22 protein-coding genes are annotated in these 25,012 nt (G+C 58.2%); 17 read left to right on the forward strand and 5 right to left on the reverse strand.

Going from position 1 to position 25,012, the window contains the following annotated elements; genetic code table 11:
- Positions 1 to 26 precede the first annotated feature (26 nt).
- From ACR0JN_RS16630 to ACR0JN_RS16675, 10 genes are all read left to right on the forward strand, one after another.
- Positions 27 to 911, forward strand: coding sequence for a carbohydrate ABC transporter permease (locus tag ACR0JN_RS16630; protein ID WP_480887284.1), 885 nt, complete (start codon positions 27 to 29; stop codon positions 909 to 911).
- Between the two features lie 3 nt (positions 912 to 914).
- Positions 915 to 1,739, forward strand: coding sequence for a carbohydrate ABC transporter permease (locus ACR0JN_RS16635; RefSeq protein WP_480887286.1), 825 nt, complete (start codon positions 915 to 917; stop codon positions 1,737 to 1,739).
- A 12-nt stretch (positions 1,740 to 1,751) separates the two neighbouring features.
- Positions 1,752 to 2,825, forward strand: a complete 1,074-nt coding sequence (locus ACR0JN_RS16640; RefSeq protein WP_480887288.1) for an ABC transporter ATP-binding protein — start codon at positions 1,752 to 1,754, stop codon at positions 2,823 to 2,825.
- Positions 2,826 to 2,954: 129 nt separating this feature from the next.
- A complete protein-coding gene (locus ACR0JN_RS16645; protein ID WP_480887290.1) occupies positions 2,955 to 3,704 on the forward strand; it encodes a FadR/GntR family transcriptional regulator in 750 nt (249 codons plus the stop codon).
- On the forward strand, positions 3,697 to 4,848 hold the full coding sequence (locus ACR0JN_RS16650; protein ID WP_480816445.1) for an aminotransferase class I/II-fold pyridoxal phosphate-dependent enzyme: 1,152 nt from the start codon (positions 3,697 to 3,699) through the stop codon (positions 4,846 to 4,848). Before ACR0JN_RS16645 ends, ACR0JN_RS16650 begins: the two co-directional genes overlap by 8 nt.
- A 41-nt stretch (positions 4,849 to 4,889) precedes the next feature.
- On the forward strand, positions 4,890 to 6,149 hold the full coding sequence (locus ACR0JN_RS16655) for an ABC transporter substrate-binding protein (RefSeq protein WP_480887293.1): 1,260 nt from the start codon (positions 4,890 to 4,892) through the stop codon (positions 6,147 to 6,149).
- Entirely contained in the window at positions 6,146 to 7,081 is a 936-nt protein-coding gene (locus tag ACR0JN_RS16660) for a carbohydrate ABC transporter permease (RefSeq protein ID WP_480887295.1), read from the forward strand. The genes ACR0JN_RS16655 and ACR0JN_RS16660 overlap by 4 nt, the downstream gene beginning before the upstream one ends.
- Positions 7,081 to 7,923, forward strand: a complete 843-nt coding sequence (locus tag ACR0JN_RS16665; protein WP_480887297.1) for a carbohydrate ABC transporter permease — start codon at positions 7,081 to 7,083, stop codon at positions 7,921 to 7,923. Before ACR0JN_RS16660 ends, ACR0JN_RS16665 begins: the two co-directional genes overlap by 1 nt.
- Before the next feature lie 9 nt (positions 7,924 to 7,932).
- Positions 7,933 to 8,997, forward strand: a complete 1,065-nt coding sequence (locus ACR0JN_RS16670) for an ABC transporter ATP-binding protein (RefSeq protein ID WP_480887299.1) — start codon at positions 7,933 to 7,935, stop codon at positions 8,995 to 8,997.
- A 149-nt stretch (positions 8,998 to 9,146) separates the two neighbouring features.
- Positions 9,147 to 10,970 carry a caspase family protein gene (locus ACR0JN_RS16675; protein WP_480887301.1) on the forward strand — a complete coding sequence of 608 codons (1,824 nt, stop codon included), beginning with the start codon at positions 9,147 to 9,149 and terminating at the stop codon, positions 10,968 to 10,970.
- A 21-nt stretch (positions 10,971 to 10,991) separates the two neighbouring features.
- Here ACR0JN_RS16675 and ACR0JN_RS16680 read toward each other — a convergent pair whose 3' ends face one another.
- On the reverse strand, positions 10,992 to 12,794 hold the full coding sequence (locus tag ACR0JN_RS16680; protein WP_480816451.1) for a caspase family protein: 1,803 nt from the start codon (positions 12,792 to 12,794) through the stop codon (positions 10,992 to 10,994).
- Between the two features lie 211 nt (positions 12,795 to 13,005).
- Between ACR0JN_RS16680 and ACR0JN_RS16685 the strand changes: the two genes are divergently transcribed.
- The 7 genes from ACR0JN_RS16685 (at position 13,006) to ACR0JN_RS16715 (ending at position 21,471) form a co-directional block, all read left to right on the forward strand.
- Complete coding sequence (locus ACR0JN_RS16685; RefSeq protein WP_480887304.1) at positions 13,006 to 13,617, forward strand: DUF928 domain-containing protein; 612 nt, start codon at positions 13,006 to 13,008, stop codon at positions 13,615 to 13,617.
- Positions 13,614 to 15,515, forward strand: coding sequence for a CHASE2 domain-containing protein (locus tag ACR0JN_RS16690; RefSeq protein WP_480887306.1), 1,902 nt, complete (start codon positions 13,614 to 13,616; stop codon positions 15,513 to 15,515). The genes ACR0JN_RS16685 and ACR0JN_RS16690 overlap by 4 nt, the downstream gene beginning before the upstream one ends.
- Positions 15,516 to 15,862: 347 nt before the next feature.
- Positions 15,863 to 16,852: a glycosyltransferase family 2 protein gene (locus tag ACR0JN_RS16695; RefSeq protein ID WP_480816454.1), complete on the forward strand. Its 990-nt coding sequence runs from the start codon at positions 15,863 to 15,865 to the stop codon at positions 16,850 to 16,852.
- Positions 16,845 to 18,521 (forward strand): hypothetical protein, encoded by a 1,677-nt coding sequence (locus ACR0JN_RS16700; RefSeq protein ID WP_480887307.1) that lies wholly within the window; start codon positions 16,845 to 16,847, stop codon positions 18,519 to 18,521. Before ACR0JN_RS16695 ends, ACR0JN_RS16700 begins: the two co-directional genes overlap by 8 nt.
- Positions 18,522 to 18,592: 71 nt before the next feature.
- Positions 18,593 to 19,702: a glycosyltransferase gene (locus ACR0JN_RS16705; protein ID WP_480887309.1), complete on the forward strand. Its 1,110-nt coding sequence runs from the start codon at positions 18,593 to 18,595 to the stop codon at positions 19,700 to 19,702.
- 13 nt (positions 19,703 to 19,715) lie between these two features.
- On the forward strand, positions 19,716 to 20,549 hold the full coding sequence (locus tag ACR0JN_RS16710) for a class I SAM-dependent methyltransferase (protein ID WP_480887413.1): 834 nt from the start codon (positions 19,716 to 19,718) through the stop codon (positions 20,547 to 20,549).
- Positions 20,530 to 21,471 (forward strand): hypothetical protein, encoded by a 942-nt coding sequence (locus ACR0JN_RS16715; protein ID WP_480887311.1) that lies wholly within the window; start codon positions 20,530 to 20,532, stop codon positions 21,469 to 21,471. The genes ACR0JN_RS16710 and ACR0JN_RS16715 overlap by 20 nt, the downstream gene beginning before the upstream one ends.
- 170 nt (positions 21,472 to 21,641) lie before the next feature.
- Here ACR0JN_RS16715 and ACR0JN_RS16720 read toward each other — a convergent pair whose 3' ends face one another.
- The 4 genes from ACR0JN_RS16720 to ACR0JN_RS16735 all read right to left on the reverse strand — a co-directional run bounded on the left by ACR0JN_RS16720 (position 21,642) and on the right by ACR0JN_RS16735 (position 24,961).
- Positions 21,642 to 22,550 carry a carbon-nitrogen hydrolase family protein gene (locus tag ACR0JN_RS16720; protein WP_480887313.1) on the reverse strand — a complete coding sequence of 303 codons (909 nt, stop codon included), beginning with the start codon at positions 22,548 to 22,550 and terminating at the stop codon, positions 21,642 to 21,644.
- Positions 22,551 to 22,627: 77 nt separating this feature from the next.
- A complete protein-coding gene (locus tag ACR0JN_RS16725) occupies positions 22,628 to 23,041 on the reverse strand; it encodes a GFA family protein (RefSeq protein ID WP_480887314.1) in 414 nt (137 codons plus the stop codon).
- A 31-nt stretch (positions 23,042 to 23,072) separates the two neighbouring features.
- Positions 23,073 to 23,783: a glutathione S-transferase family protein gene (locus tag ACR0JN_RS16730; RefSeq protein ID WP_480887316.1), complete on the reverse strand. Its 711-nt coding sequence runs from the start codon at positions 23,781 to 23,783 to the stop codon at positions 23,073 to 23,075.
- Positions 23,780 to 24,961, reverse strand: coding sequence for a CaiB/BaiF CoA transferase family protein (locus ACR0JN_RS16735; protein ID WP_480887318.1), 1,182 nt, complete (start codon positions 24,959 to 24,961; stop codon positions 23,780 to 23,782). Before ACR0JN_RS16735 ends, ACR0JN_RS16730 begins: the two co-directional genes overlap by 4 nt.
- Positions 24,962 to 25,012: the final 51 nt, after the last annotated feature.

Below are 25,012 nucleotides of genomic sequence, written 5' to 3' on the forward strand. Positions count from 1 at the left end.
GTTAATCAAAGGACAGGGTGGAGCACATGATCGGCAAGAGACTTATCGGGTTCTTCGTAGCGCCCGCTCTGATCGTTTATCTGTGTTTTTTCCTGATACCCACCGGTTTCACTTTTTACTTCAGCCTGTTCGAATGGTCAGGCTTCGGTACCGATGCCAAGTTCATCGGCCTTGGCAACTATCGCCGCCTCTGGAACGATCCGACCTTCTGGCTGAGCTTTCGCAACACGTTAGCCTTGCTGTTCGTCGGCGGGTTCTTCGTCTTCTTTCTGGCGTTCCTCTACACCATCCTGATCAATTCGGGCATCTGGGGCAAAAAGCTGTTCCGGCTGGTGTTCTTCTTGCCCAACGTGGTCTCGGTCGTGGCTCTGTCGGCCATGTGGGCCTATATCTACAACCCGCGTTACGGGCTGCTGAATTCTTCGCTCAAGGCGCTGGGGTTCGAGGGGGCGGGTAAGACGCTCTGGACCTCGCCCGACAATATCTTCTGGGCCATGCTGGCCGCGCTGGTCTGGGTTTTCACCGGGTTCTTCCTGATCCTGCTGTTGGCGGGCGTCGACAAAATCCCGCCCGATATGTACGAAGCCGCCGATCTGGAAGGCGCGAGCCTGTGGCACAAGTTCTGGTACATTACCGTGCCGATGATCTGGGACGTGATGACGATTTCCTTTGTCATCTGGATCATCAACGCAGTGAAGATGTTCGAGTTTCCGTTCGCCTTCGGCTTCCTGCAAGTGCCGCAGCAGCTTTATACGCTGGGGATCTACCTTTACATTATGGGCTTCGGCCAGCGGGATCCGATCTATCAGCTGGGCTATGCCACCGCGATCGGTGTGGTGATGCTGGTGCTGGCGTTTTCGCTGATTGTCCTTGTCCGCCGCCTGATGCGCCGCGATCAGTTGGAGTTCTGAGCCATGACCCTGCTGCGCCGCCTGCCTGCATATATCGCCATCTGGGCCTGGGTCGCCTTCACCGTCGCCGCGATCCTGTGGGTGGTGATGAGCGCGTTCAAATCCAAGCGCGAGGTGTTGCGATCCGGACTCAAACCCCCCGCCGAATTACGCTGGGAAAACTTCGAGACCGCGTGGAATGTCGGACGGCTGGGTGAGTTCTTTTCGAACTCGGTCGTCATCGTCTGCCTGTCGGTGCTGCTGATCCTTGTGGTCTCGACCCCGGCGGCTTATGTGCTCAGCCGAGCAAAGTTTCGGGGTCGCGAGGCGCTGACCAACCTGTTCGTTATCGGCATGGGCATCCCGATTCCGATGTTGTTTATCCCGATCTTCGGCATCCTCGCATGGCTGCGCCTGTCCGACAGTCTGACCGGCCTGACCGTTGTGTTTGTGGCAATCTCGATCCCCTTCACCGTCTACCTGCTGACCGGGTTCTTTGCCTCGCTCCCGTCCGAGCTTGAGGCCGCGTCTCTGCTGGACGGGTGCAGCGATTTTCAGACCTTCCGCTATGTGATGTTGCCCATGGCCAAGCCGGGTGTGGCAACGGCGGCGATCCTGAATTTCATCTGGCTGTGGAACGAATACCAATTGTCGCTGGTGATCCTGAACAGCCCCGAAAACCGGACTCTGCCGCTGGGCCTTTATTCGCTGCAGAACGCGATGCAATACACCAGCGACTGGCCCGGCCTGTTTGCCGGCGTGACCATCGTCATCATCCCCACCATCCTTGTCTATGCCATCCTGTCCGAGAAGATGATCGCGGGCATGACCATGGGCGCCGTGAAGTAAGGACCGACCCAAGTGACCGCTTTCGAAGCTATTTCTCTGGATAAGCACTATGGTGACTTTCACGCGCTGAAGGACATCAACCTGAGCGTTGAACCGGGCGAGTTCATCGTGCTGGTCGGCCCTTCGGGCTGCGGCAAATCCACCCTGATGCGCACGATTGCGGGGCTGGAAAAAGTCACTTCGGGCGATCTGAAGATTGACGGGCGGTCGGTCACCGGATTGCTGCCGAAAGAGCGCGACGTGGCGATGGTGTTTCAGTCCTATGCGCTCTATCCCCACATGACGGTGGCCGAGAATATCGGTTTTGGCATGAAGATCGCCAAACGCCCCAAGGCCGAGATTAAGGAAAAGGTATTGGCGGCGGCGAAGGTTCTGAAGATTGAAAGCTATCTGAATCGCAAGCCCAAGGCCCTATCCGGTGGTCAGCGTCAGCGCGTCGCCATCGGCCGTGCCATTGTGCGCGATCCCAAGATTTTCCTGTTTGATGAGCCGCTGTCCAATCTCGACGCGGCGCTGCGCGTGGAAATGCGGGTCGAACTGGCGCGGCTGCACAATCAGCTGGACGCCACGATGATCTACGTGACTCATGATCAGGTTGAGGCGATGACGCTGGCCGACCGGATCGTGGTCATGAACGAGGGCGTCATCGAGCAGATCGGCAGCCCGCTCGATCTGTTCAACCGTCCGCGCAACAAGTTCGTGGCCGGGTTTCTGGGGCAGCCGCCCGCGATCTTCGTGCGGCTCGACGGGTATCAGAGCGATGCGCAGAGCCTGACGGTTCAGTTCTCGGACACATCCGTGGCTTTGCCGCTGCCAGAAAGCGCGGGCAACGCCCCGGTCGAGATTGGCCTGCGCCCTGATTTCTTTGAACTCGACCCCGACAACCCAAGCCTTTCCCCCAAGGTCGAGGTGGTGGAACAGCTTGGCGACACCACGCTGCTATATACCCGTTTGCCGGACGGACAATCGGCCACGGTGCAACTGTCCGGGCAGGTCAAGGCCAAGCCGGGCGATCAGGTGCCGCTGCGGGTCAATTGCAAATCTCCGCTGCTGTTTGATGAGGCGGGGCTGAACCTCTACGCCTGAGCGTAAGTTATCTATGCCCTTGTAACAGAAAGTATTTTTGTTGCCAAAATAATGTCGGACAAAATACTTGTTTTTGTCCGACATTATATGCAACGCTGATCCTACCTTCGGAATCGGAGCAAACGGTCAGTGCCACAGTCCCCCGATATCTCTCAGCCCGTGACAAAGCTCAGCACAGGCTTGCAGAAACTGCCGCGCGGCAGCACCAGCAAGGATGTCATCGACGCCCTGTCGCAAATGATCGAAGCCAACGGGCTGACCATCGGGGACAAACTGCCGACCGAAGTCGAGATTGCGCAGCAACTGGGCATCAGCCGCGCCAAGGTGCGCGAGGCGCTGACCTCATGGCAGAACATGGGCATCGTGGTGCGCAACAAGAAAGCGGGTACGCGTCTGGCGGCCGAGGTTGTTTCGAACTCAATCCACTTGCCTGTTTCCGTCAAGCTTGAGGCCGAAAGTCTGCTGCGGACTCACGCGGTGCGCCGCCCGCTTGAGATCGAAACCGTGCGTCTGGCCGCCCGTCTGGCGGATGCGCAACAAAAACGGGTAATCATGGCCCGCGCGATGGAACTTATGGCCTCGTACGAGGCCGGAGAGGATTGGCGTGACGCGGATCGCAGGTTCCACGACACGCTGCATGAAGCATCCGGAAACCCGTTGTTCCGGCAATTGATCCTGCAGATCCAGCAGGGGTTCAACGAAGTCTACGAAGCGCCGTTCGGGCAACCGCATCTGGGGCAGAGCAGCATCCCTTTGCACCTGCCAATGGCCGAGGCGGTCATCGCCGGGAATGCGGAAGAAGCGGCACGCCTGATGGAGGACATTCTGGCCCTGGTCGAAACCGAAATTCGTCGGGTGATGGAGCATCAGAATGTCTGACACCCGCGACCTTGCCACGCTTCTGGCTGCAGTAGCCGATGAGACTATGGGCGCCGTCGCGCCGCCGATCGTGCAGACCTCGCTGTTTACCTTTGACAACTACAAAGCCTTTGAAGATCGTATGGCCGGTCTGTCAGACACAGCGCTTTATACCCGCGTGCAAAACCCGACCGTTGCCGCCTTTGAGCAACTGATGGCGCAGGCCGAGGGTGGAGAGGCCGCCGTTGGCTTCGCCTCGGGCATGGCGGCGATTTCGTCGGCGCTACTGGCGTTCATCAAGCCCGGCGACCGGATCGTCTGCGTCGAACATGTCTACCCCGACACTTACCGGTTCATGGAACGCATGCTGCGACCGATGGGGGTTCAGATCGACTACTACCCGGTGGATCGGTTCGAGAATGATGGTGATCTGCTGGAAGGTGCGACACTGGCATATCTGGAAAGTCCAAGCTCGGTGATTTTCACCCCGATGGACCTACGCCGTGTCAGCAGCCATGCCCGGCGGCATGGGGTGTTGACCATGATCGACAATTCCTGGGCCAGCCCGGTCTTTCAGAACCCGATCCCGCTGGGGGTCGATATCGTGATCCACTCAGCCTCGAAATATATCTCGGGGCACTCTGACACGGTTGCGGGTGTTGTTGTTTCCTCCCTGACCAACATCGCCCGCATCCGTGATCTGACCCTGCCGCTGCTGGGGGCCAAGCTGGCCCCGTTCGAGGCATTTTTGCTGACCCGCGGGCTGCGAACCCTGACCGCCCGGATGCGCCAGCATGAGGCGACGGCGAATACGTTCGTGGACCGGTTGTCCGCCGTACCGCAGGTCACCGCCATCCACTCGCCCGGAGCCAATACGGTGCCCGGCCTGAAAGGGCGCTCGGGCCTGATGTCACTGGAATTTGACGACAGCGTCGATATCCCGGCCTTTGCTGACGCGCTGTCGATCTTTCGGCTTGGTGTCAGCTGGGGTGGGTATGAAAGCCTGATCCTGCCTGCGCGCGTTGGGCTGGCGCAGGCGGGGGAAGAGAACTCAATGCAGAAATTCGGCGTGTCGCCGAACCTTGTGCGCCTCAGCCTCGGGCTGGAGGACGCTGACGATCTTTGGGCAGATTTCGAGCAAGCACTTTCAAAAAGCACCGTCTGAACGGGCAAACACAACAGATCTTTCACGGAGGGAAACAGAGAATGAAACGCATACTGACAGGGCTAACTCTGGCGGCGACGCTGATGGGATCGGCGGCCTATGCCGAGACCAAGCTGAAACTGGTCGAGGTGATTACCAGCCCGGAACGGACCGAGGTTCTGCAAGGCCTTGTGGACAATTTCGAAGCCGCAAATAAAGGCGTTACGGTTGAGATCGTATCTCTGCCCTGGGGCAGCGCGTTTGAAAAGCTGGCCACGATGGTTGCAGGTGGCGACATCCCTGATGTGGTGGAAATGCCCGATACATGGCAGGCGCTTTATGCCGGTTCGGATCAGTTGGTCAGTCTGAAAGACTATGTGGCCAATTGGGAACATGGCGGCACGCTGACCGACAAAACCGTCGCGATGGGGTCGCAGGCCGGGGACCTCTATATGATCCCCTACGGCTTTTACCTGCGGGCCATGTTCTACAACAAGAAACTGCTGGCCGAGGCGGGCGTCGACAGCCCTCCGGGGACGATGGAAGAGTTCATGGCAGCGTCGGCCGCAGTGTCCGAGCTTGATGGCAAATACGGCTATTGCCTGCGCGGCGGGCCGGGCGGCACAAACGGTTGGATCATGTTTAGCGCGGTGATGAACGGCACCAACGAGTTCTTCACCGAAGACGGAAAAAGCCGCATCAACGAGCCCGGTTCGGTCGAGGGTCTTCAGTTCATGATCGACCTCTACCAAAAGGGATATGCCCCCAAGGACAGCGTCAGCTGGGGCTTCAACGAGATCGTCGCCGGGTTCTATTCTGGCACCTGCGCTTTCCTCGATCAGGACCCCGACGCCTTGATCGCAATCGCCGAGCGGATGCCAGCCGAGGATTTTGCCGTGATCCCGATGCCCGTCGGCCCCTCGGGCAAGGCGTTCCCGACCATCGGTTTCGCAGGCTGGTCTGTGTTCAAAGCGACTGAGCATGAGAAAGAAGCGTTCGATCTGGTCGCAGCCCTGTCCTCACCTGATGCCAACGCCACCTGGGCCAAACGCGTGGGTGTGATTCCGATCCACAAAGGCGCGGATCAGGACCCGCACTTCAAAACCGAGCAGTTCAAAGGCTGGTTCGAGGAGCTGAACGGCGCGCAATACGAACCCACCACCATGCCCACCTATCTGGAGCAATGGGGCTATTTCGCCAGCACCGTTCTGCTGGAATCCAGTCAGGAGGCCTTGCTGGGTCAACGCACCGCACAGGACGTTGCGGATGAGTGGGCCGAGATGCTGACCGACGAATACGCGAAGTGGAAAGCCGGTCAATGACCGCGCGTCTGCAAAAAACTGTTGTGCCCGGGAAAGCCCGGGCGCGACGCTCGCTCTACCTGCAATATCTGGTCGAGCCGTTTTTCTATCTGTCTCCGGCGCTGATCCTGATCGGAGCCGTTATGATGGTGCCGCTGATCATTGGCATTTCTTATTCGTTTCAATCCATCGAGTTGTTGAACCCGTTCAAAACCGGCTGGGTCGGGTTCGAGAATTATCTTGACCTTTGGGGGGATCGCAAATTCTGGATCGCGCTGGAGAACACGTTTTTCTGGACCTTCTGCTCCATCACCTTTCAGTTCCTGTTGGGCCTTGGTCTGGCCATGTTGCTGAACACCGATTTCTTCGGCAAACGCCTGTTTCAGGCACTGGTCTTTCTGCCCTGGGCCGTGCCCACCTTCCTGTCGGCGCTGACATGGGCCTGGCTGTTCAACCCCGTCATTGGCCCGTTGCCGCACTGGCTGGCCGCGTTGGGTGTATTGTCGGAGCCGTTCAACATCCTCGGCGATCCGAATCTTGCCATGTGGGGGCCGATCACGGCGAATATCTGGTTCGGAGTGCCCTTCTTCGCCATCACCCTGCTGGCCGCGCTGCAATCCATCCCGTCCGAGCTCTATGAGGCAGCCGAGATCGATGGTGCTTCGCCCTGGCAGATTTTCACCAAGATCACTCTGCCGTTTCTGGCCCCGATGATCGCCATCACAGTGATGCTGCGCACCATCTGGATCGCCAACTTCGCCGATCTGATCTTTGTCATGACCGGCGGAGGCCCGGCCAATTCGACGCAAATCCTGTCGACCTACATCTTCACCACCGCATTCCGAAAGCTGGACTTCGGCTATGCCTCGACCATTGCCGTTGCGCTGTTGTTCATCTTGCTAATCTATGCGGTGATCCTGCTGTGGTTGCGCAAAAAGTTGGTGAAGATCTGATGTCACCCGTCGCGTCTCGCAATCCGGCGTTGGTCGTTGGCAAATACGCCGCCCTTGCTTTCTATCTGCTGTTCGCGCTGTTCCCGCTCTATTGGCTGGTCAAGATCGCGATCACTCCGGATGCGCTGATCTTTTCCGAAGGCACGCGCATGTTCCCAAGCGCTGCGACCTTCGAGAACTTTTCGACCGTTCTGTTCCAGACCGACTTTCTGGCCTATTTCCGCAACTCTCTGATCGTCTCGCTGGGTACGGCCTTCGTCACGACACTGATTGCGGCAGGGGCCGGATATGCCTTCTCGCGCTTTGTGTTTGCGGGCAAGCGGATCATCATTGCAGTCATGCTGATCACCCAGATGTTTCCGCTGCTGATGATCATCGCACCGATCTACAAGATCGTGGCCGATCTGGGCCTGCTCAATTCGCTGACCAGCCTGATCATCGTCTACACGGCCTTCAACATCCCCTTCGCGACCTTCCTGATGCAATCTTTCTTTGACGGCATCCCGACCGATCTTGAGGACGCAGCGATGATGGATGGCTGTTCGCGCTTTCAAGCGCTGAGGCTGGTGGTGTTCCCGCTGACCCTGCCGGGACTGGGGGCGACGTTGGGTTTTGTGTTTACCGCTGCGTGGTCGGAACTGCTGTTCGCACTCATGCTGATCTCGAAGAATGACGCGATGACCTTCCCAGTCGGGCTGCTGACCTTCGTGTCCAAATTCTCGGTCGATTGGGGGCAGATGATGGCTGCCGGAGTGCTTGCACTCATCCCCAGCTGTTTGTTTTTCATCTTCATTCAACGCTATCTCGTGCAGGGGCTCACCTCTGGCGCGGTCAAGGGGTAGGAGGCTGCAATGGCACGTATCGAACTGCGCGACGTCAGCAAGAACTACGGCTCGGTCCAGGTGCTGCGCGATATCAACCTGGACATTCAGGATGGGGAGTTCGTGGTGCTGGTCGGTCCGTCGGGCTGCGGCAAGTCCACCCTGTTGCGGATGATCGCGGGATTAGAGCCAATCACCGGCGGCGAATTCCTGATCGACGGCGAGCGCATGAACGACGTGCGCCCCCGCGACCGGGACATCGCCATGGTGTTCCAGTCCTATGCGCTCTACCCCCATATGGATGTCGAGCGGAACATGGGGTTTTCGATGGAAATCCGCCGTGATCCGAAAGAGGAACGCATCTCGAAAGTCGCGAAGGCGGCCGAAACGTTGGGTCTGAAACACCTGACCGACCGTCTTCCCAAGGCCTTGTCCGGTGGCCAGCGGCAACGCGTTGCCATGGGGCGCGCCATTGTTCGCCAACCCCGTGCGTTTCTGTTCGACGAGCCGCTGTCAAACCTTGATGCTGCCCTGCGGGTCGAGATGCGTCTGGAAATCGCGCATCTGCACCAACGCCTTGGCGCAACGATGATCTACGTCACCCATGATCAGGTCGAGGCGCTGACACTGGCTGACCGGATTGTCGTGTTGAACGGCCGGGTGATCCAGCAAGTCGGCAGCCCGCTGGAGCTTTACGAAAAACCGGCCAACAAGTTCGTCGCGCAGTTCATCGGCTCTCCGACGATGAACGTGATCCCGATTTCCCAAACTGAAACCGGTGTGATGATGCAGAGCGGCATCGAACTGGATTTACCGCATGCAAGTGCGCTGGCGGGAGTAGCTGAGTTGGGCATCCGGCCCGAACATTTGGACGTGGTTGCACCCGGTGCCGGAGATATCGACGTCGTTGCGGATGTGGTCGAACATCTGGGGTCGGACACAAATATCTACGTGAATGCGGTTGGTATCGGACCGCTTATGGTTCGCAAGCACGGTAATATTCCGGCCAAACCTGGTGACCTGCTCGGGCTGAACATCTTGCGTGACAATATCCATGTTTTCGATGGCAAAGGTGCGTCTCTGAGCAATTTCTGACACGCACCTAAATGCTCGTGCGAAAATTGCGTCTGATTATGCATATTGATTGGGTGCGCATTTGCCTGACGGCAGCACGCTGTTCGTAAACGGCCGGTTTTATGCTAACATCTTGGCGGTTCTCAGGGCTCATCTTTGAGTGGTTACGCATGTTTCTTATGTTTGTCCGGCGATTCAGCCTTCCGCATCTGCTTTTTGTTTTGTTCTTGACGACCGTCGCTAATTTAGCTGAGGCCAAGGACAAGAACGTCGCTTTGGTGATCGGTAACTCTGCTTACCAACATGTCTCTGACCTGCGAAACCCGTCAAACGACGCCGAGGATTTATCCAAGTCTCTGAAACGGATCGGGTTCGATGTCACGGAAGGGCTGAATCTCGACTATAACGGCATGCGTATCGCGTTGCGTGACTTCGCCGAGGCTGCGGCCACCGCCGATGTCGCTTTGATCTACTTTGCCGGGCACGGCATCGAAATCGAAAACACGAACTACCTGATACCCGTGAATGCGACGCTCAAAAGTGATCGTGACGTTGATTTTGAAGCAATTCGGTTGGACGCGATTGTCAATTCGATCTCGAACTCTCCGGGTCTCAAAATCGTCCTGGTTGATGCCTGCCGGAACAACCCATTTTTGGCTCAGATGGCGCGTGTGTCGGATACGCGATCCATCGGACGTGGTCTGGCGGCGGTAGAGCCGGGGGGTGTTGTCGTTGGCTATGCTGCCCGGGGCGGGACCTTGGCGCAGGACGGGGACGGGCGAAACAGCCCCTACGCGCAGGCGCTGTTGGAACATATCGAACAGCCTGGTCTGGAACTGGGCAAGATGTTCCGCAGAGTTCGAGACCGTGTGTATGACCTGACCGAGGGGTTTCAGGAGCCTTTCATCTACGGCTCGCTTCCCGGAGAAGACATTTATCTGGTGCCCAAGGTTGAGCCGGTCGCGTTGCAGGTGCCGCAAAGTCAGGGTGCTGCCGGTCCGGGTCCGCAGCCGACGCCGGTAACGCGCCAGGACGTCATAACGGCTGCCATGAAAACCAACACAATGCGTGGTTGGAGCCTGGTGGCACAGAAATACCGCGCTGCCTCTATTACCGAGCCTGATGCCCTGAAACGAATGGCCGAAATCACGCCGAAATGGCTGGCAAAGAGTGGGAATTTGAAAAGCCTGGAAAATACTTTGCTGCCGGATCGCGAGGGCAGAAAGCGCGTTCAGGAAAGTCTCAACACTGCCGGGTTTGACGTTGGCACGGCCGATGGAGCGTTCGGACCCAAAACCCGCTCCGGCCTCAGGGCACTGCAAGCCGCCAACGGGCTTGACGAGACCGGTTATGTCGACCCCGCCATATTGGCCATATTGAGGCTGGGATCGCAGCACGAGGACAACGAGACCTTCATTAGCAATCCGTTCGCGGTACGCCAGAATGCAAAAGAACTGGAAGTGCTGGGCGAATCCGAAGATATAACAGAAGTTCTGAAATGCCTGGGGCTACGACAAAGCGTTTACGGCAAATTTCGCGGCCACTTATACATCGTAATGAAGTATTCGGGCCAGCTTCGAACTGCGCGCAGTGAAGCACAGAAATGCGGGGTTGATCTTGCGTCGATCACATCGGCTGAAGAGAACGCGTTCATCGTCAGAATGATGGCAAACGACCCCTCGTTCTTTGAAATCGGATACGATAGCCGAACGAACTACAGCTACAAAGCAGGACCCTATTTTGGGTTTAGGAAGGACCCAAAAGAAGGCAGCGCTGTCATTGGTTGGCGCTGGTATAGCGGGGAACCGGTGGACTATACGAACTGGTTGCCCTCTAAGCCCAACACGAAGCATGGACCCGGCAAAAAGGCATTCGCGCAGTTCCAGTATCAAACGCGCGGGCGTCGTGACCTGACCAATGTGGTGCCGACAGAATGGTTTGACGGTTCCGGCAACAATGCGCGCTCAGTTGTGCTTGAAGGTAGTTTGAACTGATGAGTGGGAACGACTTTTGCGCTACCTGCTGACCGAAATGGTGCATTTCGACCAGTCCGAGCCACTAAATTTGTTTGGAACGTCCGAAGGCTCGAAGAAATAGGATTGTCGGCTGCCATTTGTCGTCACATGCGTGAGTGAGAGCACACGATCCGACAGCCGCGCGCCGATTGCTCGCTTGAAAGCACCGTTTTCGTAAGCCAGCCTGCCGGAATAGACCCCATTGCCATCGTGTTTAAGCTGTATCCGCCTGAGGTTGAAACCTTTGGCCTCACCGGGACATGTGACTGTTCGAACCTTCCAGATGCCCTCCAGAAGTTTGGGTTCTTTGACAGCCCGCTTGAGGAACGAGCACTCGGCAGTTGGTTGCGCGCGCAGAACGTTCAGTGTCTGCGTATCGTCCAGCGCGGCTCCTTTTTTGAGATCCGACAGCAATGAGGCGGCCAGAGCATAGGCATTCCGCGTTTGGCCACCTATCACGCCATCTGGGTCACCCGCTCCACAGCTCATACGATTGAGCTCTTCCTGAACCGAGCGGACCACCAGGGCCGTTGGCATTGCGGCGTCGTCAAACTCGACCAGCGCGATCTTTCTCAGCTTGTAGGATTGTGCGATGCAAACCGGGTCGCTGCCGCATTCATCCCGCGACAGGCGCCAATTCCGCTGTTCAACAAGGGCCTGTCCCCGAGCGGCACCGCTTCGGACAAAATCAAGGCGTCTTTGAAACAGTTCTGAAACTTCGCTGTCTTGTTTGAGAAGATCAGGATCGCGGCATATCAGGGACTGCGCCTCGTTCTTGGGGTTTTTGCACCATTTGGGCAGGTCCGCAGGCGGTAAGGTCTGAGCGGTGTTTTTTCGATACCGATCTGCAATCGACAACGCCAGCGCGGCATAGGCTGTGTCGGGATAGGTCTTGGCAAAAGCCTCGAGCGCATCGGGCGACGTGCTGTCGCGGAAATCGTCCCAGGCTGCCTCGGCTTCTTTGTCCGGAGACCGGGGGGTGAGTGCGGCCTGTTCGATAGCAATTGCAGGCTGCGGGGCGGGTGGGGACACGAGATAGATGTCATGCCCCGGCAAGGATCCATAGGTGAATGGCTCCTGATAGCCATCGGTCAGGTCAAACACCGTGTCCCGGACCTTGCGGAACATCTTGCCCAGTTCCAGACCGGGTTCCTCGATATGGCTTAGAAGCGCCTGCGCATAGGGGCTGTTTCGCCCATCCCCGTCCAGCGCCAGGGTGCCGCTGCGCGCGGCATAGCCCACCAAAACACCGCTTGGGTCTATCCGCGCAAGCCCATGGCCAACAGACCGGGTGGACGAGGTGCGCGCCATGTTCGGCACGAACGGGTTGTTACGGCATGCATCGATAAGGATGATTTTCAGCCCATCGCCACCGGAAACCGAGCCAATCAGCGTGTCTAGCCGGATCGCCTCGAGTTCTATGTCCCGGTCACTTTGCAACTCGGCGTCGATTGGAATGAGGTAGTTGGTGTTGTCGATTTCAATACCGTGGCCTGCGAAGTAGACCACGACCACCTTGGCGTCAGCCGCAGCCTCGGCAAAGTCGCGGATCGCGATACGCATGTCTCGGAAGTTCAGGTCCAGACCACGGGTGACTTCGAAACCTATGCGCTCTAACGCGTCAGCCAGATCGCGGCTGTCATTCTTTGTATTGGGTAAACTGGAAACACTATCGTAGCCGGAATTGCCGATCACCAGCGCAACGCGCGCGTCCTCGGCCAATGACACCGCCGGAACAGCTAAGAAACACGCCAAAACAAAAGCCCGAAGAAGCAGAATGATGTTCTGAAAACCTAAATTCATACAAGAGAACCCGAGCCAGCACCGTCAAACATCGCGTACCGTACCACATCTTACCGCTCTTTTCGATACGCGGACGACGGGGCCCGGAAACTGGACTCAATCCAGAATCCGACCTAAGCTAATGTCACAAAGGGTCTTCTGTTAATCAGTTTGTTTCGCGAGGCATTGTGTGTCGTGCATTAATCTTTCCAAAAACGCCCTGTTTGCTTTTTTGATCCTGGTGGCAATTCCGGGCGGCAAGCTGGTTGCCGCCGATGAAAGTGACGCAGCCGACGGCACCGACGAGATCGTGTTCGTCCCCCCTAAAATCGGAACACCAAAAGATCGAATGGGCGCGGGCACGCGGGGCTCTGCTGCAGAAGGTGAAGAAGGCGCGCTTTTGCTATTGGCACCCGAAGACGGGGGCCTGACAACCCTGCCGTCTCCGCCCTTGGTCTGGCATCTAAAGTCCGGGCACCGAGGGGATCTGGTGTTCGCCCTGAACCCTGTTGGCGTGCCCGGAGGTGAACTGCTGCTCAACGGGCCCTTCCCGCCGGGATATTACGGGGTGGATTTGGGTCGGCTGCAGCAAAACCTGGAAACCGGCAAGATTTATGAATGGCAGATTCTGCTCTTGGACAGCAAAACAAGCACGGTCAGCGACCGGTCGATGCGTCTTGTTGAACGCGTTCCCGGGGAAGTGAACTCTGGAAACCCGTCGGCCGACGGGCTGTGGTTTGACGCGTTGTCCCCGTTGGTTGACATCAGCCTGAGCGGTCGCGTTCGACCTGTGAACCCTGACCAATTCGAGCAGCTCTTGCGATCTGCCGGGGTGGCTGATTGATATCCAAGGGCCGAAAGCAAGCTGGCCTTCTGGCCACGCCGCTTTTGCCGATGTGGCAGAGATGGGTTCTGGTCGTATCGATTACCTTGATCGTTGGCAGTTCGATCGCAGTGCTGCGCAACAATGGGGCATTGGAGCCGCTTGAGCTTGCGCAATACGATTGGACAACCTCCGCTATTTCGGAAAAAACGCAGACGGAAGATGTCTATCTTGTTGCGATATCCGATCAGGATCTGAGCACATGGGGTTGGCCCCTGCCTGACGCCCAACTGGCCCAGCTTGTCGAGAATTTGCTGGAGGCCGGCGCAGCAGCCGTCGGGGTGGACATCTACAGGGATGTGTCAACCGGCTCTGGCCGCGAAGACCTGCTTGACGTTCTGCGTGACCCCAGAGTTGTTGTGATCTCGAAACTGCCGGATGAAAGCGGCGCGGGCATTGCCGCCCCGCCGGGTGTAAGAACCGGGTTTGCGGATATACCCATCGACCCTGATGGCGTGGCCCGACGCGCGTTGCTGCTGGTCAGCGATGCGCAAGGATTGTCACTGTCGCTGCCCATGCAATTGGCAGCCGAGTTTTCGCGTCGTCCGGCATTGCAAGCGGATCCAGAAAACCCGAGCCAACTGATGTTCGGCAGCACGGTGGCACCTCCGTTGACGGTCGGGTCCAACCTGTTTCGAAATGCCGACACGTCCGGCTACCAAATCATCATCGACTACAAAAACGCGTTGCCGATTGCGCAGCGGATTCCGGCTGCGGATGTCCTGGCTGGGCGAGACATGCAGCGCATCAAGAACAAAGTCGCGATCATCGGGCTGACCAGCCAATCCGTTAAGGATTACTTTCAAACCCCGCTCAAACGCTCGACCGGCGCGAGTTTTGCGTACGGGGCCGAAATACACGCGGCCATATTTCAGCAATTGGTCGACTATACGAACGCCAGTCTTTTGCCGTTGCATTCCTTAAGCAATTCATCTGCTGTGTTGATGATCTTCGTCTGCGTCTTCGCGGGCTCGTGTATTGCCATGTTTGTCCGGGTCACTGGCCCTTCCGTAGCGATTGCGGTTTCCGGAGGCGTGGGCCTGCTGATTGCCCTGTCATTAATCCAGAAAAACGCCGTGCTGATGCCCGTTGTCCCGTCCGCGTTGGGTTGGCTTTTGGGGTTCTTGATTGCGTTTGCGGTCATCGCGGGTATTTCGCGCAACCAAAGGCATGCAATCGTTCAGGTTTTCTCGTCTCACTTGTCTGATGAGTTGTCTGCTGAGATATGGCAGCAGAGAAAAAGCCTGCTGTCTGGCGGCAAGCCAAAGTCGCGAAGACTGGTTGTGACCGCGCTTCTTGCCGACATCGAAGGCTCGACGCGCATTGGCAATTCAATGGATGCCGAAGACTTCATGACCTGGGTGTCGCGCATTCTGGACAAGATGGGAGAGGTTGCGCGCCAGCATGGCGGGTTTGTCGAGAAATACACCGGCGACGGCATACTCGTGATCTTCGGCGCGCCGATTCCCAGCGACACGCAAGAGCAAAGGCAGAACGACGCCCTTTCCGCCCTGCGCTGCGCAAGGGATATGCGCGCAGCGGCGGTGGAACTGAACCAAAAAGCGGACGGACACCCAAGCTACCGGCTGCGCATTGCATTGAACAGCGGGAAAGCCCTTGGGGGGACGTTGGGTGTAAGCGGCTCCCTGCGATATAACGTGATCGGTGACACGATAAACGTAACCGCTCGGCTGGAGAACTGGATAAAAACGTTGGACCCGGACGCCGATGGTATGCGCCCAGTCTGCATGTCGATGGAGACGGCAAAAATCATAGATCCTTCAAAAAACTGGCCAGTCTACTCCAGTTTTGTCCATGATGACGGCGTGACCAGGATCGAGGTCATCAAAGTCGACTAGGCGTCAGGGCTTTCAAGTTGGCTGCTGGGTGATGAGCCTTGGATTGAGTGCGCGGATCCTCCACGCGACGCTTAACCAGTATAGATCAGCCATGTTCCCTGCTCGTTTTCGAGCCGTGAATTGTGCCACCTCGCTTAAACCATTCGTGCTGATCAAACCGGATTTAAGGACGCGCCTTGGCCGCTCTAGATAGCGCCCGAAAAAACAGGCCGTGTCGTACGGTTGGTGCCAATTTCAAAGGTGTACGGCAATCGTTTCAGATTGCGTAACAATTACCCTTTTTGGACATAATTCTGTCCAAAAACGAAGGGTATCTGTAACCCTGAATTCATCTATGTGGCATGATCATGAAACTTGTCGTTCAAATACCGGCGCTAAACGAAGAGGAAACCCTCGCAGAAGCGATCGCGGCGATCCCGCGATCCGTTCCTGGCTTCGACAGAGTTGAGGTGTTGGTCATCGACGATGGCTCAACCGACCGCACCGTTGATGTCGCGTGGGAAGCCAAGGCCGATTACGTTTTGGAGATGAGCAGCCATGTTGGTCTGGCCCGCGCGTTCAGCGCCGGCATCGAATATGCGCTGTCTCTGGGTGCGGATGTGATCGTCAATACTGACGCCGACAACCAGTATTGTGCGGATGACATTCCGGCCTTGGTTGCTCCGATCCTGAACCGTCAGGCGCAGATCGTGGTCGGGGCCCGCCCGATCACCGAGATTGAAAGTTTCTCTCCGTTGAAGAAAATCCTGCAACGGTTGGGCAGTTGGGTCGTGCGCCTTGCCAGCAAGTCGGAAATTCCCGATGCGCCCAGCGGGTTTCGTGCCTATTCCCGGGATGCCGCCGCCCGGCTTTGTGTGGTCAACACCTACACCTACACGCTTGAAACCATCATTCAGGCTGGCCGCAAACACATCCCGATGACCTCGGTGCCGGTCCGGGTCAACAAGGTGACACGCCCGTCGCGTCTGTTCAGGGGTATCCGCGAATATGTCACCCGCTCGGCGCAAACGATCCTGCGCGTCTTCGTGATCTACGCGCCACTGCGGTTTTTCTTTACGCTTGCGGCAGTCTTTGCCCTGCCGGGCCTGATCGGCGTGGGTCGGTTTCTTTACTATTACGCGACAGATGGCGGGGCAGGGCATGTGCAGTCGCTGGTTCTGTCCGGTGTGCTGTTGGCCATGGCCACGATCCTGTTCGCCGTTGGCATCCTGGCCGATCTCATCGCGGCAAACCGCAGTCTGCTGGAAGACATCCGAGCCCGCGAGTTGCTGCGCGTGTCCCGCAAACCCACCGAGGTGATCCCCCTCGGCCCGGTCAGGGTAGTGGAGAATGGATAACGCCACCACTGGAGGTCAGAAAATTGCTGATCTAGAAGGGGTTATCACCCTTGATCGTGTGGTGCGTGTCGGCATCTTCGCCGTCTTCGCACTGCTTCTGGTGTTGACGAACACCCACAATGTGAACTGGGACGAGTTCTATTTTCTGTCTCATGTCCACGCCTTTATTGATGGTCGGCTGGACCGTCCGATGCAGACCTTCTTTGTCCGTGGCTTCACCTGGCTCGATGGGCTGCCGGGGCACGAGATGGAACAGATATTTGCCGCCCGGATTGTCATGGTTGCATGTTTCGGACTGACCACGTTTTCGGTTCACCGCATCGCCCAGCATTTCACCGACCGGCGTTTTGCCGATATCGCGGCTCTGGGTTTCGTGACCTCGGGTTTTGCTCTGGCCCACGGTACCAGCTTCCGGGCCGACCCGATTGCAGCGGCGCTGGTGACATCTTCGATTGCGATTCTGCTGACCTCCCGCCTGTCCGTTTGGCAGATAATTGCAGCAGCGCTTCTGAGCGCCCTGGCGGTTCTGGTCACAATCAAATCCGTTCTCTACCTGCCTGCATTTCTGGCTGTCCTGTTGTGGAGGATCGAGGATCGCGCAGCGGCCCTGCGCATCATCGTGGCGGGTCTGCTGGCGGGTGGTATATGCGTCTCGCTATACCTCTGGCACGCGTCCGGAATACGTGTCGCCGAAGGCAACGAGACTGCGAATAACGCCAAGGACGCGCTGAACACCACGCTTTTGAAGAGCGGGGTGTTCCCGCGCGGAACAGAACTTCTCAGCTGGGCGATGCTAAGCCTGCCGCAGATCATTCTCGCAGGGATCGGGCTGAGCGCCGGACGGAACGCCCGGCGGACTATTTTGTTGCTGCTTTTCTGCGCGCCGCTTCTTTCGGTGGTGATCTATCGCAACGCCTTTGTTTATTTCTTTCCCTTCGCCGCGCCGCTTCTGATGGTCGCTGTCGCGATTGGGGCACAGCGGTTGGGGTCATCACGTCGTCTGATGCAGCTTGTTGTGGTGATGCTGGCGGGTGTTGGTATTCAGGCGGCTCAAACCCTGTCCGATCGCGTCGACGCCCAGCATGCCACCATTGCAGAGGTGCATCGCCTTTTTCCTGAGCCGGTGCCCTATATCGACGACAGCCACATGATCTCGACCTTCCCGAATTCGGGGTTCTTCATGTCCGGTTGGGGCGTCGCGCGCTATCGGGCGGCGGGTCAGCCCGTTTTTGCCGACATCATAGCCGAGCATCGGCCGCCCCTGCTTATCGCCGGCAAAATAGCGCTGTCGCGCACGATGGATCCAACCTTGCCAGACGGCAGCGCGCCGGTTCTGCTGCCCGAAGATCATGCTATATTGCGCGAGTCATACCTGCACTACGCGGGACCTATCTGGCTTGCCGGGCGTGCGGTCACGCTGACCGGAGGACCGACCCAGTTGGCGCTGCCATTCCCCGGAAACTATCGGGTGGAAACCAGCCAGCCAGTACAAATAGACGCAAATGTTGTCGCGCCTGACGCCGTGCTCAGCGTTGGGACGGAACCAGTGACAATAGTCGGGCCGAAAGGCGTTACCGTCAGGTTGATCTGGGATACCGGGTTGGCTCCGGTTGCGCCGGGCAGCCTGGACCCCAATATCTATGTCGGCTTTCGGATGCTGTCCCTATGAACACCGATATGTCTCTCACTCCGCCAGCGGAAATCACGGGTCCAGGGGCGTCTGAACCCCGTGATAAACGGGTGGTTTTCTGGGGCACATATGACCTCAGCAAACCGCGCACCCGGATTCTGCGCGCGGGGATGCAAGAGCTTGGAGTGGAAGTGATCGAAATCCACGCCGAAATCTGGCCTAAGCATGCGGACAAAAGCCAGATGAGCTTGGTCGTGATGATCCAGGTGTTGCTGCGCGCCATTCTGGCCTATCCGCTTCTGATCCTGCGCTATATGCGTGCACCCCGGCATGATGCCGTGCTTGTGCCATATCTTGGGGCGCTTGATACGTTGGTGCTGTGGCCTTTTGCTCGGTTGCGGCGGCAACAGATCACCTGGGACATGTTCCTTTCGCTCTACGACACCGTCGTCAATGATCGGCGCATGGTTGCGGCTAGATCACCGGCGGCATGGTTGCTCTGGTTCACCGAATGGCTGGCCTGCCATGCCGCGCATCGCGTTTTGCTCGATACAAGGGCGCATGCTGACCACATTGCAGGGATTTTCAATTTGCCCGAGCGTAGGTTGGGTGCCGTGCCGGTCGGAAGTGAGCCGGGGTCTTTCCATCGTTTGCCCGCTCCCGCGCTTCATGACGGCCCCGCGCGGGTGCTGTTTTATGGTCAACTCATCCCGCTGCACGGGCTTGAAACGATACTGGCTGCGGCGACTTCGGACCGAGGCCGTGCGGTCAACTGGCATCTGATCGGCACCGGACAGGAGCATCAACTGCTCGCCACAAAACTGGCGGATGCAAATCACGATCACATCGTCTGGCAGGACTGGGTGCCCTATGAAAAACTGACCGAAGCGATCTCGCGCGCAGATATTTGCCTCGGCATCTTTGGTGCCTCTGGCAAGGCTGCGTCAGTGGTGCCGAACAAGGTATACCAGGCGCTTATGTCTGGGCGTTCGGTCATCACCCGCCAGTCACCTGCTATGACAGAAACCTTCGGCACCGACACTCCTGGGTTGAAACTGATCCCCCATTTCGACCCCGACGCGCTGCTGGATGCTATCGCTGACTTGCAGGCCGAGGGTTATCCGGTGCTCCCCGCAGACAGGTTGGAAATGGCACAACCGCAAGAGATCGCCCGGACATTGTGTGATTACCTGTTTCACCGCGCGCTTCAGGCGGGATAGAATCGTGACTGATATGACAGATACCCACCTCACCGCAGCGCCCCAACCAGCAGGCGTCACCCGACACAGGCATTTCGGCCCGGCCTTGCCGCATGACAATTGGGTACCAGCGCCGCGCTATCTGTTGAGACGTGACAGGGTTAACCGGCATGTCGGAAATCTGACGCAGTGCAAAGTGCTGGACATCGGATGTGGACCGGCTGCGCTGTTATCTGAACTGGCTACACTTGGTTTTGAGGCCTATGGCGTGGACCGTTCCCGGCAGGCTCTGAACCTTGCGGAGAAGCTCAATACCCCGGCTAGCCCCATGACGCTTCAGCCCGAGCTTGATCCGGAATGGAAGAGTTCCTTTGATCTGATCATGTCATTTGAAGTGATTGAGCATCTGGAGCAAGATGTCGAGGCCATGAGAGAATGGCGGACTTATCTAAAGCCGGGTGGACATATGATTTTGTCGACACCCGCGCACCCATCCCGCTGGAACGCGGCGGATGTCTGGGCCGGGCATGTTCGGCGCTATGACAAAGAGCTTCTGGTACAGTCGATTCAGGACGCGGGCTTTGCTGTCGAAGTGACCGAATGTTACGGCTTCCCGCTGGCCAATATCATGGAGCATTGGCGGGCCCGAGCCTATGGAAAGATATTGGAAACCAACGCCAAGGCAGGGAAATCAGCAAGCGACCTTACAGATGAAAGCGGCAGCGATCGTTCTGTCGAAAGCCGCTTCTGGCCTTTGTTTTCTTCACTTCCTTCGGTGTTGGCAATGCAGTTGTTTTGCCAATTGCAACGTCCGTTCCTGAAGACAGAACTCGGAAACGGGTTTCTCGTTGTCGCTCGCAAAGTCTAAAGAGATGGCCACCGCCCTGCGCTATATCGGAACGGCAGCCGCCCTGGTTTTCATCGGCATTATCCTGATGCGGCATGCGGATGACATGGCATTGCTGAACCTCGGGTCAGGCAGTGCCCGGGTTGCGCTGGCAGGCGGATTCATTCTGTACGTGTTATCGCAACTCGTCGGCGCTACCGCGTGGCGCGTGACGCTGAGCATTCGTGACGTGGACTTGCCGCGTGCCCGTGCCGAAAGTCAGCTTATGGTTTCGCAGATCGGGAAGTATATCCCCGGGAACGTGGCGCACCTTGTGGGGCGGTTCGCGCTTGCGCGCGGCGATGGAGTGCCATCCGCCATTATCGCATCATCGCTGTTACTCGAACTCGGTTTCCTGCTGACCAGCGGTGTTCTGATCGTCGGGATTTTAGTGCTGATCATGCCCGATTTCGTTGCCGCGATGACGACAGACCTTCCTGAAACTTGGCTCGACGCGTCAAAGTTGACACTGTTCTTCGGGCTTCTTGCCTGCATCGCAATCGGTCAGATCGTCATCTGGCGCAAGGCAGGGCACCCAAAGCTTCCACTTTCAAAATGCTTGATCGTGTTTTTGCTGCACAGCCTTAACTTCTTGGTGCTGGGCATATCGCTCTGGTATGTCGCGCAGGCGATCGACCCCAATGGCGGTGCCAGCATCTGGCAATGCGTCGCGATTTTCACGACAGCCTGGGTCGCAGGTTTCATGATGCCCGGAGCACCGGGTGGTATCGGCGTTCGGGACGGTATTATTGCTTTAGGGCTTGGGCTTTTCATCGACCAGGGCGCCGGTCTGGGAGCAGCAATTGCACACCGTGCGATCTCGGTTCTGGGGGATGTCAGCGTGTTTGGGTTGGGTCTGGCTTTGCGTCGAAACCGAAACGGTAGTGAGCAAAAATCTGCATAGGCGACGGGCCCCGTTCGCCAGGCTTGTTGCGAAGGTGATGTTGGCCGAAGGGAGCACACCGTTGAAGGAAGTCACAGATCGAGCTGTAACCAGATAGCGTCGGCTGCCATGCGGCCGCCAAAGTGAAGAAGGTCAACGTTCAAAAGCCTGCGATAGATCCAAACTCCGCCCTAACCCATCCGCTGCCTGTTGTGATTAAGGCTTAGAATGTCTTTCCGGCTGTAATGCCCGGCCGGGTCTAGCTTCATATGCGCGGCGACAACCTGATCCACGTCGATCTCGGCGTAGAGTGAGGTTTCCTCGCCCATGACCGGCCCTGCGATCACCTGACCGCCGGGTGCGGCGATCATGCTGCCGCCGTCATTGATGACATCCCGCCCGTCGGTCACGTATTTGCGCAGGGGAAAACTGTCGGGAATGTCGCTGCTGCGCAGAAGGCCCGAGACCGAGACCACATAAATCCGCCCTTCCATCGCGATGAACTGGGTGATGTGGTCGGTGACATCCAGATCGCCGGGCCAGGTCGCAATATGCAGTTGCTCGCCTTGCTGGTAAAGCGCCTGCCGGGCCAGCGGCTGCCAGTTTTCATAGCAGTTCAAGCCGCCAATGCGCACACCCTTCCAGCTTTGAACCGTCAGGCCGTGACCGTCGCCATCGGCCCAAAGAAGCCGCTCGTGAAAGGTGGGTTTGAGCTTGCGGTGCACATTCACGACGCCTCTGTCCGGGTGGATCGTCACCAGTGTCGCATAGACCGACCCGCCCGAAGACGAGCGTTCGACGATGCCGGTCATGACCGCCACGCCAAGCGCCGTCGCCTCGGCGCAGATCGCAGCGATCTCTGGCCCATCCGTGGTGATGGCGGATTTCAGATAGGCCACATGCCCGATCTTCAGCAACTCGTCATTATGGGCCACGGCGCTGGCCCGCAGCCAGACGGGATAGCCTGACAAAAACACCTCGGGGAAGACCACCAGTTCGGCCCCGTTGGCGGCGGCCTCGCGCAGCAGGGCGATCAGCTTGTCGGTGCTCGCCTGCGGGTCAAGAAAAACCGGAGCGGCCTGAACGGCGGCAACTTTCATCAGCGTATTCCTGCAACTGGACCTGCATCTTCCGCGCCGATCTCAACAGGCGCGGAACGGAGTGTCAAATCGCGGGCTTAGCCCGGATTGGCCGGGGCTTTGGCCATGTCGTCGCTCAGCGTACCCCAGGGCTGCGCGGAATCGCACCAGATCTGGATCGTCGGCTTGACCCAGCTGCTATCCTGCAGCGTCCCGGCCTTGACCGCTGCCAGATTCTCAAAAGCAGGCAGTTCCGTGGCCAGCGGAGACCCGCAGTTCTTGCAGAAATTCCGCGTCACCGGCTGACCCGAGGCCCCGTTGACCACATATTGACTAAGGCTATCGCCGGTAAAGGTAATGGACGAGGTCGGCACTAGAACATTGGTGGAATAGGCGCAACCGCTTTGTTTCTGGCAATCGGGGCAGTGGCAGACCACCATCATCACAGGTTCTTCCGCGCTTGAGCTATAGGTGACCTGACCACACAGGCAGCTTCCTTCGATCTTGGGCATTGGGTTCTCCTTGCTGGTTGATTGGGTGGTTTTATCCGGACGGTTCCCGCTTGGGCATAAGATGGGCGGCGGACTGGTTGAACAGCGTGGTGTTTTGCCCGGCGGATGTCTTGTCGCTGAACTGCGCGTCCTTGTGCAGGTTGATCGCGTCGATGACGGCGGGGCGCGTCTTGATGCGCTGCCGCCAGGCGGTGACATTCGGAAAGGCCTCGAGCGACACGCCCAGAGGTTTGGCGATGAAGGCCCAGGGGAAACACATCATATCCACGATGGTATAGCGGCCCATGATGTAGTCGCGCCCGTCCAGCCAGGTCTCCATCACGGCCAGGGCGCGTTCGAACTCACCCTTGTAGCGCTGGTGGGCATAGTCCTGGCCGTCGGGGGCGTAGTTCACGAAGTGGCTCAGCTGCCCGCCCATGGGCCCCTGATTGGCCGCTTGCCAGAACAGCCATTCGTGAAAGGCGATTTGTTCCCGCGGCGTCTGCGGGCCGAACTGCCCGGACCGCGCGGCGAGATACAGCAGGATCGCGCCGCTTTCGAACACGGTCTGCGGCCCGCCCTCGGTATCATGGTCGACAATGGCGGGCATTTTCGCGTTGGGGCTGATGGCGCGGAATTCGGGCGTGAACTGGTCGCCCGCGCGCAGGTTCATCAGGATGGTCCGGTGCTCCAGCCCGGCTTCGCCCAGCATGATCGCCACTTTCCAGCCATTCGGCGTGGGAGAGTAATAGAAATCAATCATGACGCATCCGCCAGGTTTCCGCTGCCCAGTTCGGCCCGCACCTCGGCCGAGTGCTCGCCCAGTTCCGGGGCCGGGCGCAGATCGGTTGCGGGCGTGCCGTGGAACACCGCCGCAGGGCGTGTCTGGCGCAGACGGCCCGCCGTGGGGTGATCGTATTCGACAAACATGCCATTGGCCTGCAGTTGCGGATGCTGTCGCATCTCGCGCCGCGTCAGAACCGGGGCGCAGGGCACGCCGGCCTCTTCCAGCGCGGCCAGCAGCGTGTCGCGGTCGACATCGCGCACAATCGTCTGGGTCAGATCAAGGCGCGCATCGCGGTTGATGTCGCGCAGTTCGGTGGTTTTGAACCGCTCATCCTGCAGGATATCGGGGCGTCCGGTGGCGCGGGCCAGCGCCTCCCAATGCTTGTTCTGCATGATCGAGATGCTGAGATACCCGCCTTTGACCTCGTAGATCAGATCATGGAAGGACTGGCTTTGCTCTTTCTCCATCTCGTCGCCCACAAAGGTGTGACCGTTCATGTCGGATGCCCACAGGAACGCCGCCACCGTATCCAGCATCGACAGGGTCACCTTCTGCCCCGTGCCGCTGCGTTCGCGCGCAAACAGGGCGGCTGTGACCGCCTGGCTGGCCTGCACGGCGGTCAGCTTGTCGGGCAGGATCGTGCGCACCAGACGCGGGCGTTCTTCGTCCGAGCCCGCCTGAACCGTGGTCAGCGCCGACAACGCCTGAATCAGTGGATCATAGACCGGTTTGTGCGCCAAAGGCCCGTCGAACCCGAACCCGGAGATCGACATATAAACCAGCCGCGGGTTGAGCGCGCTTAAAACTTCGTACCCCAACCCCAGACGCTCCACGACACCGGGCCGGAAGTTCTGGATAAAGACGTCTGCCTCTTCGACCAGCCCTTTGATCATCGCGATGTCGTCGGGGTTCTTGAGGTCGGCAACCACCGACCGCTTGTTGCGGTTGTTGTTGAGGAATGAGGCCGAATGACCGCCCCGGCGCGTTGCCACGTGGCGGGTGAAATCGCCGTCTGCACGTTCGATCTTGATAACGTCCGCGCCCTGATCGGCTAGTATCATCGTGCACATGGGGCCGGATACAACCGTGGTCAGATCAATGACCCGAATGCCCGACAGGGGGCCGTTACGCTGAATGTCACTGTTCGGGGCCATCGCCAAACTCCTGCAATCTTAGGGTTGAAGCTAAAATGCGGGGGGCGGGGG

Source organism: Ruegeria sp. G12 (genome assembly GCF_056533565.1).